General features: G+C 77.3%; 13 protein-coding genes and 1 pseudogene. 6 read left to right on the top strand and 8 right to left on the bottom strand.

What is annotated here, in order from left to right; translation table 11 throughout:
- Positions 1-124: 124 nt before the first annotated feature.
- A complete protein-coding gene (locus EDC03_RS17190; RefSeq protein ID WP_158674349.1) occupies positions 125-1,414 on the bottom strand; it encodes a PP2C family protein-serine/threonine phosphatase in 1,290 nt (429 codons plus the stop codon).
- A 183-nt stretch (positions 1,415-1,597) separates the two neighbouring features.
- Between EDC03_RS17190 and EDC03_RS17185 the strand changes: the two genes are divergently transcribed.
- Positions 1,598-2,002 (top strand): VOC family protein, encoded by a 405-nt coding sequence (locus EDC03_RS17185; protein WP_123381498.1) that lies wholly within the window; start codon positions 1,598-1,600, stop codon positions 2,000-2,002.
- Positions 2,003-2,084: 82 nt separating this feature from the next.
- On the top strand, positions 2,085-3,098 hold the full coding sequence (locus EDC03_RS17180) for a sigma-70 family RNA polymerase sigma factor (protein WP_123381497.1): 1,014 nt from the start codon (positions 2,085-2,087) through the stop codon (positions 3,096-3,098).
- Between the two features lie 28 nt (positions 3,099-3,126).
- Here EDC03_RS17180 and EDC03_RS17175 read toward each other — a convergent pair whose 3' ends face one another.
- The gene (locus EDC03_RS17175; RefSeq protein ID WP_148058138.1) at positions 3,127-4,338 is read right to left on the bottom strand and encodes an aromatic acid exporter family protein; all 1,212 of its coding nucleotides are present in this window, start codon (positions 4,336-4,338) and stop codon (positions 3,127-3,129) included.
- Between the two features lie 170 nt (positions 4,339-4,508).
- Between EDC03_RS17175 and EDC03_RS17170 the strand changes: the two genes are divergently transcribed.
- Positions 4,509-5,444 (top strand): hypothetical protein, encoded by a 936-nt coding sequence (locus tag EDC03_RS17170; protein WP_123381495.1) that lies wholly within the window; start codon positions 4,509-4,511, stop codon positions 5,442-5,444.
- Positions 5,441-5,728, top strand: coding sequence for a hypothetical protein (locus EDC03_RS17165; RefSeq protein ID WP_123381494.1), 288 nt, complete (start codon positions 5,441-5,443; stop codon positions 5,726-5,728). The genes EDC03_RS17170 and EDC03_RS17165 overlap by 4 nt, the downstream gene beginning before the upstream one ends.
- A 16-nt stretch (positions 5,729-5,744) precedes the next feature.
- On the opposite strand, the gene EDC03_RS17160 is transcribed toward EDC03_RS17165, so the two are convergent.
- The gene (locus EDC03_RS17160) at positions 5,745-6,224 is read right to left on the bottom strand and encodes a hypothetical protein (protein WP_123381493.1); all 480 of its coding nucleotides are present in this window, start codon (positions 6,222-6,224) and stop codon (positions 5,745-5,747) included.
- A gap of 148 nt (positions 6,225-6,372) precedes the next feature.
- On the opposite strand from EDC03_RS17160, the gene EDC03_RS17155 reads away from it, so the two are divergent.
- Positions 6,373-8,367 carry a putative bifunctional diguanylate cyclase/phosphodiesterase gene (locus tag EDC03_RS17155; RefSeq protein ID WP_123381492.1) on the top strand — a complete coding sequence of 665 codons (1,995 nt, stop codon included), beginning with the start codon at positions 6,373-6,375 and terminating at the stop codon, positions 8,365-8,367.
- Between the two features lie 93 nt (positions 8,368-8,460).
- Here the strand turns inward: EDC03_RS17155 and EDC03_RS17150 are convergent, their stop codons facing one another.
- Both EDC03_RS17150 and serS read right to left on the bottom strand, forming a co-directional pair.
- Complete coding sequence (locus EDC03_RS17150) at positions 8,461-9,408, bottom strand: manganese catalase family protein (RefSeq protein WP_123381491.1); 948 nt, start codon at positions 9,406-9,408, stop codon at positions 8,461-8,463.
- Positions 9,409-9,528: 120 nt separating this feature from the next.
- A complete protein-coding gene (gene serS, locus EDC03_RS17145; RefSeq protein WP_123381490.1) occupies positions 9,529-10,806 on the bottom strand; it encodes a serine--tRNA ligase in 1,278 nt (425 codons plus the stop codon).
- 103 nt (positions 10,807-10,909) lie between these two features.
- On the opposite strand from serS, the gene EDC03_RS17140 reads away from it, so the two are divergent.
- Positions 10,910-12,085 carry a diacylglycerol/lipid kinase family protein gene (locus EDC03_RS17140; RefSeq protein WP_123381489.1) on the top strand — a complete coding sequence of 392 codons (1,176 nt, stop codon included), beginning with the start codon at positions 10,910-10,912 and terminating at the stop codon, positions 12,083-12,085.
- 84 nt (positions 12,086-12,169) lie between these two features.
- Here EDC03_RS17140 and EDC03_RS17135 read toward each other — a convergent pair whose 3' ends face one another.
- From EDC03_RS17135 to EDC03_RS17125, 3 genes and pseudogenes are all read right to left on the bottom strand, one after another.
- Positions 12,170-12,574: an ATP-binding protein gene (locus EDC03_RS17135; RefSeq protein WP_123381488.1), complete on the bottom strand. Its 405-nt coding sequence runs from the start codon at positions 12,572-12,574 to the stop codon at positions 12,170-12,172.
- A 122-nt stretch (positions 12,575-12,696) separates the two neighbouring features.
- Positions 12,697-14,029, bottom strand: a pseudogene (locus EDC03_RS17130) (lycopene cyclase family protein).
- Between the two features lie 60 nt (positions 14,030-14,089).
- Positions 14,090-14,341, bottom strand: a 252-nt coding sequence (locus EDC03_RS17125) for a sulfurtransferase (RefSeq protein ID WP_277872090.1), incomplete at its 5' end; no start/stop codon positions are given.

Genomic DNA, 14,341 nt, shown 5'->3' with positions numbered 1-14,341 from the left:
GCGCGGACCCTGGCACGCGCGGCGGCCGGGAGCGGGCGGCGCGCGGGCGGGGCACCCGGTCGGGGCGACCGCCCCGCCCGGCGTGCCCCGTCCCGCCCGACGTGTCCTGCGGCCGGGCGCGTCGTCAGGCGGTGACGCGCACCACCAGGGCGGCGACGTCGTCGGGGACGCGGCCGTCGTCGTCGCCGTCGCCCGCGAGGTCGTGGACGAGCCCGTCGAGCAGGTCGGAGAGGGGCTGCCCCGAGCGCTCGGTGGCCGAGCGCTCGAGGTCGTGCAGCGAGTCGCTGATCGAGCGGTCCCGCCGCTCGACGAGTCCGTCGGAGTAGAGCAGCACGCCCGCCCCCTCGGGCAGGTCGACGACGTGCTCGTGCCGCTCGACGGACGGCATGACGCCGAGCGGCACCCCGCCCGGGCGCAGGAGCAGCTCGGCGGTGCCGCCGGGGTGCAGCAGCAGCGGCGGCAGGTGGCCGGCGCTGCTCCAGCGCAGGCGACGGCGTCCGGTGGCCGACCGCTCGACGCGGGCGACGACGCACGTGGCCATCGTCTGCAGGCCGAGACCCGCCATCGCCCGGTCCACGCGGTCGAGCACGGCCGCCGGCCCGTCGTGGGGGAAGGACCAGGCGGTCGTCCGGACCATGGCGCGCAGCTGGCCCATCGCGCCGGCCGCGCGGGCGTCGTGGCCCATGACGTCGCCGAGGACGAGGACCGCGGGCACGACCGACCCCTCGGGCCCGACGGGCAGGCCGCGGCGGTCCGGCACGACGACGTCGCACCAGTCGCCGCCCACGGGGTCGGAGTCGGCCAGCGGCGTCGAGAGGACGCGCACCTCGAGACCGCGCGGGGAGACGACGGGCGCGACCATCGCGTCCTGCAGGGAGCGCGTGACCTGCCGCCGCTCCTCGAGGACCTGGCGCAGCGACAGCTCGGACGACGCCGCGGCGGCGAGGTCGTCGAGGAGCATGAGCTCCTCGTCGGTCCACGAGCGGGCGACCTTGTCGACGGCGCACACCGCGCCCGCGACCCGGCCGTCCGCGCCCCGGACGGGGGACCCGGCGTAGGCGACGACGCCGTCGGCCGCCTCGACGACCTCGGCGAGCTCGAGGACCTTCCGCACGTCCTCCCAGGCCATCGGCATGCCGGAGCGCACGACGGTCTGGCAGAAGGACTCCCGGAGGTCGAAGCGGCGGCTCTCCTGCACCTCGGGGCGGATGCCGACCCCGCCGGGGGCCACCTGCTCCTCCACGCTGACGAACGTGACCAGCGCCATGGGCACGTGGAGCTGCGCCTGGGCGAGCCGGGCGAGCCGGTCGAAGGCCTCGTCGGGCGCTGCGGGCAGCGGCGTGGACGCCGGCAGGTCGCCCGCGGGCTGCGGCCTGGACCGGGCGAGGGGTGGTGCGGGCATGACCTCGTACATCGGGACTCCTGCCAACCGTGTCGCTGAGGTACTCACAGTGATGCTAACCACGGAACGTGGTCGACACCGGGAAATCCGGAGGTCACCCGGACGGCCCAGCGGCCGACCGATGAGCATCCCCGGCGGCGCCGGTCCACCGGGGGTGCGGGGCGCCCGGCCCCGCCGCCGACGTCGGAGGACCCCGTGGCCACCCAGATCTTCGTCAACCTGCCCGTGAGCGACCTCGAGCGGTCCGTCGCCTTCTACGAGGCCGTGGGCTTCCGCGTCGAGGAGCACATGCGCGACGAGCACGCCGTCGGGATGGTCGTCGACGAGGGCATCTGGCTGATGCTCCTCACCCACCCCTTCTTCTTGCGCTTCACGACGAAGCCCGTCGCCGACGCGGCCGCGGCCACAGAGGTCATCACCGCCGTCTCCGCCGAGAGCCCCGGGGCCGTCGACGCGATGGCCGACCGCGCCGCCGCGGCGGGCGGGACGCCCTTCGACTACGCGATGGAGATGCCGGGCATGCACGGCCGCTCCTTCGCCGACCCGGACGGCCACCAGTGGGAGGTCATCCACACCGACCCGTCCTTCTTCGGCGGCTGACCGCCGGGCGGTCCCGGGCCGTCCCGGTGCCGGCCCGGCGAGGACCTTCCGTCGCCCGGGGCACCTGGCTACGGTCGCGACCATGGCGCAGGCGACGACGGACGTCCCGCGGACGTACGGCCCCGAGGACCTCGAGCACTTCCGGCGCGAGCTGACCGGCTACTGCTACCGGCTGCTGGGGTCGGCGGCCGACGCCGAGGACGCCGTCCAGGCGACGATGCTCCGCGCGTGGAAGGCGCTGGGGCGCTTCGACGGCCGCTCGAGCCTGCGGACCTGGCTGTACCGCATCGCCTCCAACGTCTGCTTCGACGAGATGGCCGGCGCCAGGCGGCGCGCCCTCCCGGTCGACGTCTCCGCCGGCCCGTCCGAGCCGGTCGCGTCCTCCCTCGGGCGCCCGCTCGAGGACGCCGTCTGGCTCACCCCCGTCGCGGACGCCCGCGTCCTGCCCGACGGCGACCCGGCCGACGTCGCCGTCGCCCGCGAGTCGGTCCGCCTCGCCTTCGTCGCGGTGCTGCAGCACCTCCCCCCGCGGCAGCGGGCCGTCCTCGTGCTGCGCGAGGTGCTGCGGTGGAGCGCCGACGAGGTGGCCGACCTCCTCGGCAGCACGACGGCGTCCGTCAACAGCGCCCTCCAGCGGGCCCGCGCCACGCTGGCCGAGCGCGGCCCCCGGCCGGGCGGCGCCCTCGACGCCCTCTCGGCCGAGCACGCCCTCCTCCTCCAGCGCTACGTCGCGGCCTTCGAGGCCTACGACATGGAGGCCCTCGCGCAGCTGCTGCACGCCGACGTCGTCCAGTCGATGCCGCCGTACGCCCTCTGGCTGCGGGGGTCCGACGACGTCGTCGCGTGGCACGTCGGCCCCGGCGCCGCCTGCCGCGGCTCCCGGCTCGTGCCCGTGCGCGCCAACGGCAGCCCCGCGCTCGTCCAGTACAAGCCGTCCGGGGAGCCGGGCGTCCTGCGCTTCTGGGCGCTGCACGTCCTGCGCGCCGACGGCGACCGGGTCGCCGAGATCACCAACTTCCTCGACCCGCGGCTGCCCGCCCTCTTCGGTCTCCCCGACACCGTGCCCGCGCGCGGCCCGCTGCCCACGGCGGGCTGACGCCCCGCTCCCGGGCCGCGACGCGGGCTCAGGCGAGGGCGCGCAGCGCCTCGGCGTCGTCCTCGCGCCGCTCGGCGTCCTCCAGCGCCCCGACGAGGGCGCCGAGGAGCCGGCGCAGCGCCGTGACGACCGCACCGGCGCCCTCGCGCTGGAGCGCCGTCGGCACCTCCGCCGCGGCCACGGCGTCGGACAGCCGGCGGACCGCCGCCCGCACCTCGTCGACGTCCTCCCCCCTCGGCCGGTCGACCTGCGCGAGCGGGCGGACGGCGGTCGCGCACGCCCGAAGGGCCTCGGCCGTGGGCGCGCGCAGGGGCTCGACGACGGCCACGTGCTCCCCGCCGACGACGCCCGTGTCGAGGAGGAGGTCGGTGAGGTCGCTCGTCCGGGTCGCGACGGCGTCGAGCACGAGGGCCTCGCCGCGCTGCCGGTCGACGACGCCGCGCTCGCGCGACGCGCGGGCGTTCGCGCGCAGCGAGCGGCGGACGTCCGTGCTGCTGGCGCGCACCGTCGCGAGCACCGGCTCGAGGGAGCGCGCCCGCTCGCGCCACTGCGCGACCGGCGGCGGCTCGTCGGCCTCGACGCCGTCGGCGAGGTCGCGGAGCTGGTCCGCGAGCGTCGTCGCCAGCCGGGCGATGGCGCGGGTGGACTGGGCCAGCGGCACGGTGGGCAGGAGCATCGCCACGACGACGGCGACCGCCGCGCCCATGAGCGTCAGCGCGCTGTAGGCGGTGACGTAGGTGATCGGGTCCTGCGCGCCGATGACGAGGACGAAGAGGGCGGCCATCGGCACCCAGCTGCGCTGGTCGCCGAAGACCCGGAGCCCGGCCACGAGGACGCCCACGCCGACGACGACGGGCACGAGCACGGCCCCCGCGGGCACGAGGGCGTCCGCCGTCAGCGCGAGGACGGCGCCGGCGATGATCCCGAGCACGCTGCGCAGGGACTCGGCCACCGAGCCCTGGATGCTCGGGTACGTCGCGACGACGGCGCCGAGCGGGGCGTAGTAGGGGTACGTCTCGGCCGCGTCGAGGGGCAGCACCGAGGCGATCTGCCAGGCGATCGCGGCCGACAGCGCCGCCTTGAGCGCCATCTCCACCCGCGGCCACCGTCCGATGACGGCGAGCCGCGCCACCCGTCGGGGGTTCCTCGCCGCCGCCCGCGCCCGGCGGGCCTCCCGCCGTGCCCGTGCCTCCGCCCGTGCCCGGACCGCCTGCGGCCCGTGGCCGTCCTCCTGCGTCACCGCTCGACCCTCGCAGCCGGGGCGGGTCCCGTCGCGGTGGGGCGGTCGCGGTGGCCGGTCGCGGTGGCCGGTCGCGGTGGCCCGGTCCCGTCACGCGCGGTGTCGGTCCCCCCGCCTAGCGTGACGGCGGTCGCGCCACGGGGGCGCCGCCGCGGCGGAGGGGGTGGTCGGTGAGCACGAGGTCCCCGCTGCGGCCGCCGGCCGTCGGCCACCTCGCCTGCCGGCGCGAGGGCGCGCAGCACGTGCTCGACCTCTCCGGCTGCCGGTGGGTCGACCCGGCGCACCTCGCGGGGGCGGCCGCCGTCGCCGCCCGGCACGCCGCCGCCGGCAGCCCGCTCCGGGTCGTGGGGCCCGTCCGCCCCGACCAGCGGCGCTACGCCGCCCGCATGCACCTCGGCCGGGTGCTCGACGACCTCGGCGTCCCCCACGACCTGCCCGACGACGTGCCCGAGCGGGACCGGACGCTCGACCTCCTCGAGGTGCGCCGCGTCGTCGGCGAGGACGACGCCGTCGCGCTGGCCGTCCTCGTCCACGGCCGGACGGCGACGACCGACCCGGAGGCGGCCGCCGCGCTGCACACCGGCGTGGCCGAGGTGGCGCAGAACGTCGCGGACCACGCCGGCGCCACGGGCTACGTCGCCGCGCAGGTGCTGCCGTCCGCCGGGCTCGTCCGCTTCGCCGTGGCCGACGGCGGGCTCGGCCTGCGCTGCACCCTGGCCGACCGCGGGGCCCGCGGGCACCGGCACGCGCTGCACCTCGCGCTCGACGGCACCTCGCGCCTGCCCGACCCCACCCGCGGGGCGGGCCTCGTCGGCGTCGTCCGCGAGGTCACCCGGCTGCGCGGCTCGCTGTACCTCGCGTCCGGCTCGGCCGCCGTGCGCGTCACGGGCGCCGGGCGGCACGTGCGGGCGGACAGCGCCCTGCGGACCCCCTTCGCCGGGACCCTCGTCGAGGGGGTCGTGGGCGTGCGCGGGGCGGCACGGCCGGACGCCGGGACGGGTGGTCCCGGCCCCGCCGCCCCGCCGGGGCGGGCCCCCGGGCGTACGGTGGGCACCCACGCCGGCCGCGGCCCACGGCCGGACCGGACCCGCGGGGAGGCGCCGTGATCATCGAGCTGCCGAGCATGGTGGCCGGTCGCGCCCTGGCCGACGCGCTCGTGGACCGCCTCGACGGCGACCTCGCCGGCGCCGTCGTCGTCCTCGACTGCCGCCACCTCGTCACGGGCAGCCCGTCCTTCGCCGCCCGGGTCGTCGCCCGGGTCCTCGGCGGCGGGGCGGCCGAGCTCCGCGTCGACGCCGCGCCCGCGGCCTTCGTCGCCGACCTGCGAGACGCCGCCGGGCGGCTCGGTGCCGCCGACCGGCTCGTCGTCCGGCAGGCCGCCGCCGCCTGACGCCCCGCCCGCCCGCTCAGGGCGTCGGCGGCCGCCCCGCCCGCAGCACCACGGCCACGGCCTCCTGCAGCGCGGCCCACGCCTCGAGCTCGTCCCGCGTCGTCACGTCCTCGTCGCCGAGGAAGGCGAAGCGGGCGCACCGCTGCCAGTGCCGGGTGGCCACGACGACGTCCCCCGACCCCACCCGCGCCAGCCGGACGTCCAGGCGGCCGTCCGCGTCGGACTGCGCCGCCTCGAGGTCCGGCGGCGTGACGACGACGACGTGCGTCGACGCGGGACCCGCCGGCGCCGCCGTCGCGATGGCCGTGCCCGTGGCCCGCAGCGCCGAGCGCACGAGCAGGGCCGCGTCCTGCAGGTCGAGCAGCGCCGCGCGCTCGCGCTCGTGGGCCCGCGCGCGCCGCTCCCGCCGGGCGGTGAGCAGCTGGGCGACGACGACGGCCACGACGGCCGCGGCGGCCGTGATGACGGCGGCGACGACCGCCGACGCGTCCTCCACGCGGACCTCCTCGCACCCGGCACGGGCACCGGTGCCCGTGCGCCCCATCCTGACCCGTCCGGGTGACATCGGGGCGGCGCGCGCGGCGGACGGGTGACGTCGCCCGACGCCGTCCGGGGCGACGGCGCCCGCTGCCGACGGGACGGTCATGCCGTCCCCCCGCGCCGCCGCCCGACGGCTGCTCAGCCACCTGCCGCACGGCCGGATGCTCCCGGACCGGGTGTGGGAGAGCCGGCACCGCCTCGTCGTCCGCGTCGCGGTCGTCCAGGCGCTGCTGCTCGGGGTCGCGAGCGGGGTCTCGGCCGCGGTGCGCGGCGCCGCCGGCACGACGGGGGCCCCGGTCGCCGTCGTCCACGGGCACCTCGCCGCGCCCGGGGCGGGCGCGGCCGTGGTCGCCGTCGTCGTCGCGGGCGCCGTCCTGCTGCCGCTGGCCCTGGCCGGCTACCGCTTCTCCCGGCCCGTCCGCGCCGTCGCGGCGACGACGAGCCTCATGGTCGCCTCGATGGTGCTCGTGCACCTCACCGGCGGCCTGACCGAGGCCCACTTCCACTTCTTCGTCATGGTCGGGCTCGCGGCGCTCTACCAGGACTGGGCCCCCTTCGGCGCCGCCATCGTCCTCGTGCTCGCCCACCACGTCGGGGCGGGCGTGCTCCTGTCCCCCGCCATGGTCTTCAGCGACCCCGAGGCGCACGCCCACCCGGTCGTGTGGGCGGCGGTCCACGCCACCGCGGTGCTCGCCCTGTCCGGCACCTACCTCGCCTCGTGGCGGCTCCACGAGCAGCAGGGCCTGCGCGACGCCCTCACCGGCCTCGGCAACCGCGTCCTCCTCCACGAGCTCGTGGCCCGGCACGTCCAGCGCGAGACGCCCGTCTCCGTGCTCTACCTCGACCTCGACGGCTTCAAGGGCGTCAACGACACCTACGGGCACGCCGCCGGCGACGGTCTCCTCCGGGCCGTGGCCGACCGCCTGCGCTCCTCGGTGCGCCCCGGCGACGTCGTCGTGCGCCTCGGCGGCGACGAGTTCGCCGTCGCGGTGCCGGCCGGCACGGACGCCGGCGAGATCGTCGCCCGCCGCGTGCTCGAGGCCCTCCGCGAGCCGGTCGTCGTCGACGGCCGCGCGCTGGTCGTGCGCGCGAGCATCGGCGTCGCCGGCTGCACGCCCGCCGTCGACGGCGCCCCGTGCGAGCACCGGGCCGACGTCGAGGAGGTGCTCCAGGAGGCCGACATGGCGATGTACACGGCCAAGAGCGCCGGCGGCGCCCAGGTCGCCGTCTTCACCCGCGGCCTCGCCGACCGGGCGCGCCGCGCGGCCGGCCTCGCCGTCGACCTCGCCGACGCCGTCCGCCCGGGCGCCGACCTCGGCGCCTCGTTCCGCGTCCACTTCCAGGCCCTCGTCGACCTCACCACCGGCGAGGTGTCCGGCTTCGAGGCGCTCGTCCGCTGGCAGCACCCCGAGCACGGCCTCGTGCCGCCGCTGGAGTTCGTGCCGCTGGCGGAGGAGTCGGGCGCCGTCGTGCCGCTCGGCGCCTGGGTGCTCGAGGAGGCCGCCGCCCGCGCGGTCGCCCTGGCGGCCGAGGCCGGCCGGCCGCTCGGCATGTCCGTCAACGTCTCCCCGCGCCAGCTCGAGGACCCGGCCTTCGTCGCGACCGTCGAGGGCGTCCTCGACCGGACCGGCCTGGAGCCGCGCCGCCTCGTCCTCGAGGTGACCGAGAGCTCGCTCGTCGCCGACGTCGACGCGACCGTCGCCCGCCTGCAGGCGCTGCGGGACCTCGGCGTCCGCATCGCCATCGACGACTTCGGCACCGGCTACTCCAGCCTGGCCTACCTGCGCTCGCTGCCCGCCGACATCATCAAGGTCGACCGCAGCTTCGTGGAGGACCTCGAGGGCGGCGGCACCGCCATGACGCTCGTCTCCTCGGTCGTCGAGCTCGCCGCCTCGCTCGACCTCGTCGTCGTCGCCGAGGGCGTGGAGCAGCCGGGCCAGGCCCAGGTGCTCACGGCGCTCGGGTGCGGCTACGCGCAGGGCTACCTCTACGCGCGCCCGACGGCGGAGCCCGTCGTCACGGGCGCCGCCGTGCCCGTCGTGCCGGCGCAGGCCACGGCGCCGGCCGTCGAGCAGGCGCCGACGGTCGCCACCGCCTGACGCGGACGACCGCCTGGCACGACGACCGCCGCCCGTCCCGGGCGGGACGGACGGCGGTCGCCCGCTCGCGCGGGGCGTGCGGGGGCGTGCGGGTCAGAGCGGCCCGTACGTCATCTCCGGCTCGGCCATCTCGAGGTCGGCCGTCGCCTGGATGAGCGCGAGCAGCTCGGGGTCGAGCCCCGGCGCGAACTCCTCGGGCCGCTCGTCGGCGATGGTGAGCGGCGCGCCCTCGGGCGCCTGCTCGGTCGCGTCCAGCTGCGTGCCGTCGTTGGACGGCGAGGCGCCGCGGTAGATCTTCGCCGCCTCGGACGCCCCCGTGAGGTCGAACGTGTACTGCTTGCTCTGCCAGCCGAGGTCGACCATCTTCTTGACCTCGGGGAACTGCTCGGCGTTCGTCTTGGGGATCGGCAGGACCTTCTTCCAGTCCACCCCGAGGGTCTCCAGCGCCTTCGCGTAGCCGTTCTCGTGCGCCTGGTCGCGGACGATGAGGTACGAGACCGTCGAGCGCAGCGCCTTGTTGGCCGACATCTCGTAGATCCGGCACTTCTGCAGGCGGCCGGTCGACTCGAGCATGAGGTTGTAGAGCAGGTCGAGCACGAGGTTGCCCGAGTTGTAGACGTAGCTGCCGCTCCACGGGTTGCCGGCCGCGTCGACGGGCAGCGCGCCCTGGGCGCCCACGAGGTAGTGGTGGATGTTGCCCTCGGTCAGCGCGCTCGCGAGCGGTGTCGCCCCGCCCGCGCCCGGGCTGTCGATCGGGTCCGTGCTCTTGCCCTGGTAGCGCGGCGAGCCGTCGGTGAGACGGGCGATGGTCGTCCCGATGAGCTCGACGTGGCTGATCTCCTCGGTGCCGATGCCCTGGAGGAGGTCCTTGTAGGGCTTGGCGGCCTTGCCGCGGAAGTTCATCGACTGGAACAGGTACTGCATCATCGTGCGCATCTCGCCGAACTGGCCGCCGAGGCCCTCCTGGAGGGCGTTGGCCGCCGCGGGGTCCGGCTCGTCGTCGGCGATCTCGTGGATGAGCTTCTGCGCGTGCAGGTACATGAGGGGTCCTCACGTCGGGCCCCGGCCGCGCGGTCTGCAGCCGTGGGAGCTGCCCTCACCCTGCGGGGCGCCCGCCGGGGCCGCACCCGGGGACGCCGGGCCCCCGGCGGGCGCGGCCGGTCAGCGGCGCCGCACCGGCTCCAGCACGTCGAGCCCGACGAAGGGCCGCAGCGCCTCCGGCACGACGACGGACCCGTCGGCCTGCTGGTGGTTCTCCAGCAGCGCGACGAGCCAGCGCGTCGTCGCCAGCGTGCCGTTGAGGGTGGCGACCGGCGTCGTCGAGCCGTCGGCCGTGCGCTCGCGGATGCCGAGGCGGCGGGCCTGGAAGGTCGTGCAGGACGACGTCGACGTGAGCTCGCGGTAGCGGCCCTGGGTCGGCACCCACGCCTCGCAGTCGTACTTGCGGGCCGCGCTCGTGCCGAGGTCGCCCGCCGCGATGTGGAGGACCTGGTACGGCAGCCCCATCGCGTCGAGCACCTCGCGCTCCCACGCCAGCAGGCGCAGGTGCTCGGCGTCGGCGTCGGCGGCGGTGACGTAGCTGAACATCTCCACCTTGGTGAACTGGTGGACGCGGATGATGCCGCGGGTGTCCTTGCCGTGGCTGCCCGCCTCGCGGCGGTAGCAGGTGGACCAGCCGGCGTAGCGGAGCGGGCCGTCGGAGAGGTCGAGGATCTCGTCGGCGTGGAAGCCGGCCAGCGGCACCTCGGAGGTGCCGACGAGGTAGAGGTCGTCGTCGGCCAGCCGGTAGACCTCGTCGGCGTGCGCGCCGAGGAAGCCGGTGCCGCCCATGACCTCCGGCGTGACGAGGGTCGGCGGGACGACGGGGACGAAGCCCCACGCCACGGCGCGGCTCATCGCGTACTGCATGAGGCCCAGCTCGAGGCGCGCGCCGGCGCCGACGAGGAAGGGGAAGCGGGCGCCCGACACCTTGGCGCCGCGCGCCATGTCGATGCCGCCGAGCAGCTCGCCGAGCTCGAGGTGGTCGCGCGGGGCGAAGCCCTCGGCCGCGAAGTCGCGCGGGGCGCCGACCGTCTCGAGGACGACGCTGTCGTCCTCGCCGCCCGGCGGGACGCCGTCGCCGACGAGGTTGGCCACCGAGCGCAGGAGCCGCTCGACCTCCGCCTCCGCTTCGGCCGCCTCCGCCTGCAGCTCCTTGACCCGGCCGGAGAGGTCCTTGGCAGCGGCGACGAGCGCCTGCTTCTCCTCGCCGCGGGCCTGCGCGACCTGCTTGCCGTGCGCCTTCTGCTCCGCACGGGCCCGCTCGAAGCCCGACAGGGCGGAGCGGCGGCGGTCGTCCGCGGCGACGACGGCGTCGACCACGCCCTCGTCCTCGCCCCGCAGCCGCTGGCTGGCGCGGACGGCGTCGGGGTCGGCACGGAGGGCGCGCAGGTCGATCACGCGGCGAGGCTACCGGCGCCCCGGCCGCGGCCCGGCGGCCCGCGCGCCCCGTCCGGCCCGGCCCCACCTGCCGTGCGGGCGCGTCCCCACTACCGTCTGCCGCATGATCTCCGGAGTCAGCGACGTCGCGGCCACCACGGGCCGGCTGCCCCTGGACAGCCTCCAGTTCGGCCTGCTCGCCGTCGCCCTGCTCGTCGTCGTCGTCGTGGTCTCCGTCGCCTCCGGCCCCCGCGGCCGGAAGGCCATCCCCGCGCTGCGCGCCGACGCGACCGCCGGCGTGCGCCGGGTCGACGAGGACTACCGCCACGTGCCGGGGCAGCTGGCGCCCCTCGAGCCGCAGGCCGTCGTCGTCGTCCAGCCGGTGAAGTACCCCGAGGGCTCCGCGGCCCGCCGCACCGTCGAGCGGGTGTTCGCCGAGCTCGACCTGCAGGCGCCGGTCTGGCTCGAGACCTCGGAGGAGGACCCCGGCGCCGGGCAGGCCCGCCGCGCGGCGTCCCTCGACCCGGAGGTCGTCCTCGTCCTCGGCGGCGACGGGACCGTGCGCTCCGTGGCCGCCGGCCTCGCCGGCACGAGCATCCCGCTGGGCCTGCTGCCCGGCGGCACGGGCAACCTCTTCGCCCGCCAGCTGAAGCTCGAGCTGAACGACCTGGCGCGCGCCACCCGCGAGGCCCTCACCGGCAAGGACAAGCGCGTCGACGTCGGCCGGGTGAGCCTCGACGGCGGCGAGGAGGACACCTTCCTCGTCATGGCGGGCGTCGGCTTCGACGCCGAGATGATGGCCGGCGCCCCCGCGGCCATCAAGGACCGCGTGGGCCCGCTCGCCTACGTCGTCTCCGGCGCGCGGCGCCTCCGCGGGCGCAGCATCCCGCTCACCATCCAGGTCGACGACGACGAGCCCGTGGAGGCGCGGGTCCGCATGGCCGTCGTCGGCAACTGCGGCACCCTCATCGGCGGCCTCATCCTCATCCCCGACGCCGAGGTGGACGACGGCAACCTCGACGTCCTCACCCTGTCCCCGCGGGGCCTCGCCGACTGGGTGAAGGTCGGCGTCCGGCTCGTCCTGCGCCGCCGCGACGACCGCGAGGAACCGTTCGAGCGGCAGGGCCGCCGGATCGTCATCACCTGCGAGGAGCCCCAGCAGGCGCAGATGGACGGGGACGTCATCGGCAAGGTGCGCGAGATTCGTCTCCACGTCGAGCCGGGCGCCCTCGTCATCCGCACCCCCGACGGCCGCGTGCCGCGGCGCGCGGACCGGCTCACGGCGGCGCTCCGGCGCTGACGGGCCACGCCCTCCGGACGACGACGGGGCGGCAGGTCGGCGACGCCGACCTGCCGCCCCGTCGCTCTGACCGGGAGTCGGGGGTCAGGCGGCCAGGCGGCACCAGACGGTCTTGCCCGTCCCGGGCGAGGCGGCGGGGCGCACGCCCCAGGCCGCGGCCAGCATGTCGACGAGGGCCATCCCGCGGCCGCCGAGGGCGTCCACACCCATCTCGCGCACGACCGGGGCGCCCGGGCCCATGTCCGTCACCTCGAGCTCGAGGCGCACGACGCGGCCCGTCGCGGAGTCGGCCGGCACCTCGACGCGGGAGACGCGGATGCGCACCGGCGGACGGCCGTGCTGGTACGCGTTGGCCACGAGCTCGCTCGTGAGGAGCTCGACGACGTCGCGGACGTCCTCCTCGACGCCGTCCTCCTCGCACCGGCGCAGCACCCAGTGCCGGGCGGCGGGGACCTCCGCGGGATCGGGGCCGAGCTCGAGCACGGGCACGGGGTCTCCACGGGCGACGAGGGCGGGTACTCGGGGTCACCTTCTTGACCGAGAGCGACGCTAGCGGACAGAGCGTCACCCCGGCCCCTCGGGGGCCCGAGAAGTTCTGACTGTCCCCTTCGTCACCCGGACGGCGGTGGATGGGTCGGCCGCTCAGCCGGCGACGCGGCGGCGCACGCGGCCGGCCGCGTCCCGGCCGGCGAGGGCGGTCATCGTGCCCCGCGGCGCCGTCGCCATGAGGGCCAGCTCCTCGGCGGGCGAGGTGGCGCCGTCGAGGAAGCGGAGGACGCGGTCGGCGGGGTTCCGGGCGAAGAGCCGGGGGAAGAAGGAGGGCCCCTCGAGGGCGCCCGAGGCCCACCCGCGCAGGACGAGGGAGTCCATCCAGCGGTGCCGCCGCGGGTAGGCCGGCGGCGGGAGCGGGTCGTCGCCGGCGACGAGCGCGGCGGCGACGGCGGCGCCCTGGCGCTGCAGCGCCGAGAACGTGTAGCCCGTCGACGCGCGCGTCGCCCCGCCCGCCGTCCCGAGCCGGCGGACGCGGTGGCCCGCCCGCGCGGTGCGGACGTCGTCGGCCATGGGGATGACGCCCTGCTCGACGTGGTCGACGGCGACGACGTCGACCCCCGCCGGTCCCGCGGACGCGCCGCCCCGCGGCCGCAGCCCGAGCAGACGGCGGTAGGCGTCGAGGCCCGCGACGTACCCGGCGTCGTCGAGGACGGCCGGCGAGAACTCCGTGTACTCGACGAGCGCCTCGCGGGGCCCGAGCGGCAGGCAGTACCCGAAGGACAGGCCGACGGCGGGCTGCGGCGTGCGCAGGTCCATGAGGACGGGCAGGTCCGGGTCGAAGGCGGGGGGCGCCGCCGGGTCGGTGCGGACGAGCTCGCCGCGGAAGTGCTGCAGCAGCGCGGTGGCCGGGGGCCGCAGCGGCGGCGCCGGACGGCTGTCGAGGACCCAGCGCGCCACGACGTCGCCACCGGGCGTCCGGACGAGCGCGCGGCCGCCGGGACCGGGCGCGCCGTCCTCGACCGCCGTGGCGGCGGGACGGCGCACCACGGCCAGGCGGCCCGCCCGGACGGCGTCCGCGACGTCCGCGTCGACGAGGGCGTAGAGGTCCTCGCCGCGGAGCATCCGGTAGCGCAGCGGCGCGACGTCGACCGTCAGCCGGGTGGCCGCCCCGGGACCGGGCGCGAGGACGTCGACGGCGCCCCAGCTGCGGACGACCGCCGGGGCGACGGCGGGCGCGTCCTCCCAGAAGCACCACGTCCGGTCCCGCGGGCGGGCGCCGTCCGGCCCGGGCGTGAGCCGGTCGACGTCGTCGACGAGCGCGACCCTCAGGGCGGCGCTCCCGCGCGGGGCCGTCCGCAGGGCCAGCGCCAGGTGGTGGAGGGCGACGAGGCCCGCGCCCCCGACCCCCACGAGGGCCACGTCGACGTCCTCGGGCCCGGTCGCGGCGCTCACGGCGCCATCCTCGCGGACGTCGTCCGGGGCGGGCGGCCCGGCCCTCGGGTCAGCGGCAGGTCATCGCCGGGGCGCCTCGCCGGGCTCGGTGCCGGTGGTGATGGGCACGCGGACGGCGTTGCCCCACTCGGTCCAGGAGCCGTCGTAGTTGCGGACCTTGTCGAAGCCGAGCAGGTGGGTGAGGACGAACCAGGTGTGGGAGGAGCGCTCCCCGATGCGGCAGTAGGCGATGACGTCGTCGCCGGGCTGAAGGCCCTTCTCGCCGGTGTAGATCGCCTCGAGCTCGGCGCGGCCCTTGAACCGGCCGTCCTC

Source organism: Pseudokineococcus lusitanus (assembly GCF_003751265.1).
In the GTDB taxonomy this organism is placed as follows: Bacteria; Actinomycetota; Actinomycetes; order Actinomycetales; family Quadrisphaeraceae; genus Pseudokineococcus; species Pseudokineococcus lusitanus.
Note: the sequence above shows the minus strand (reverse complement) of the source record. Positions and strands in the feature narration are given on the sequence as shown.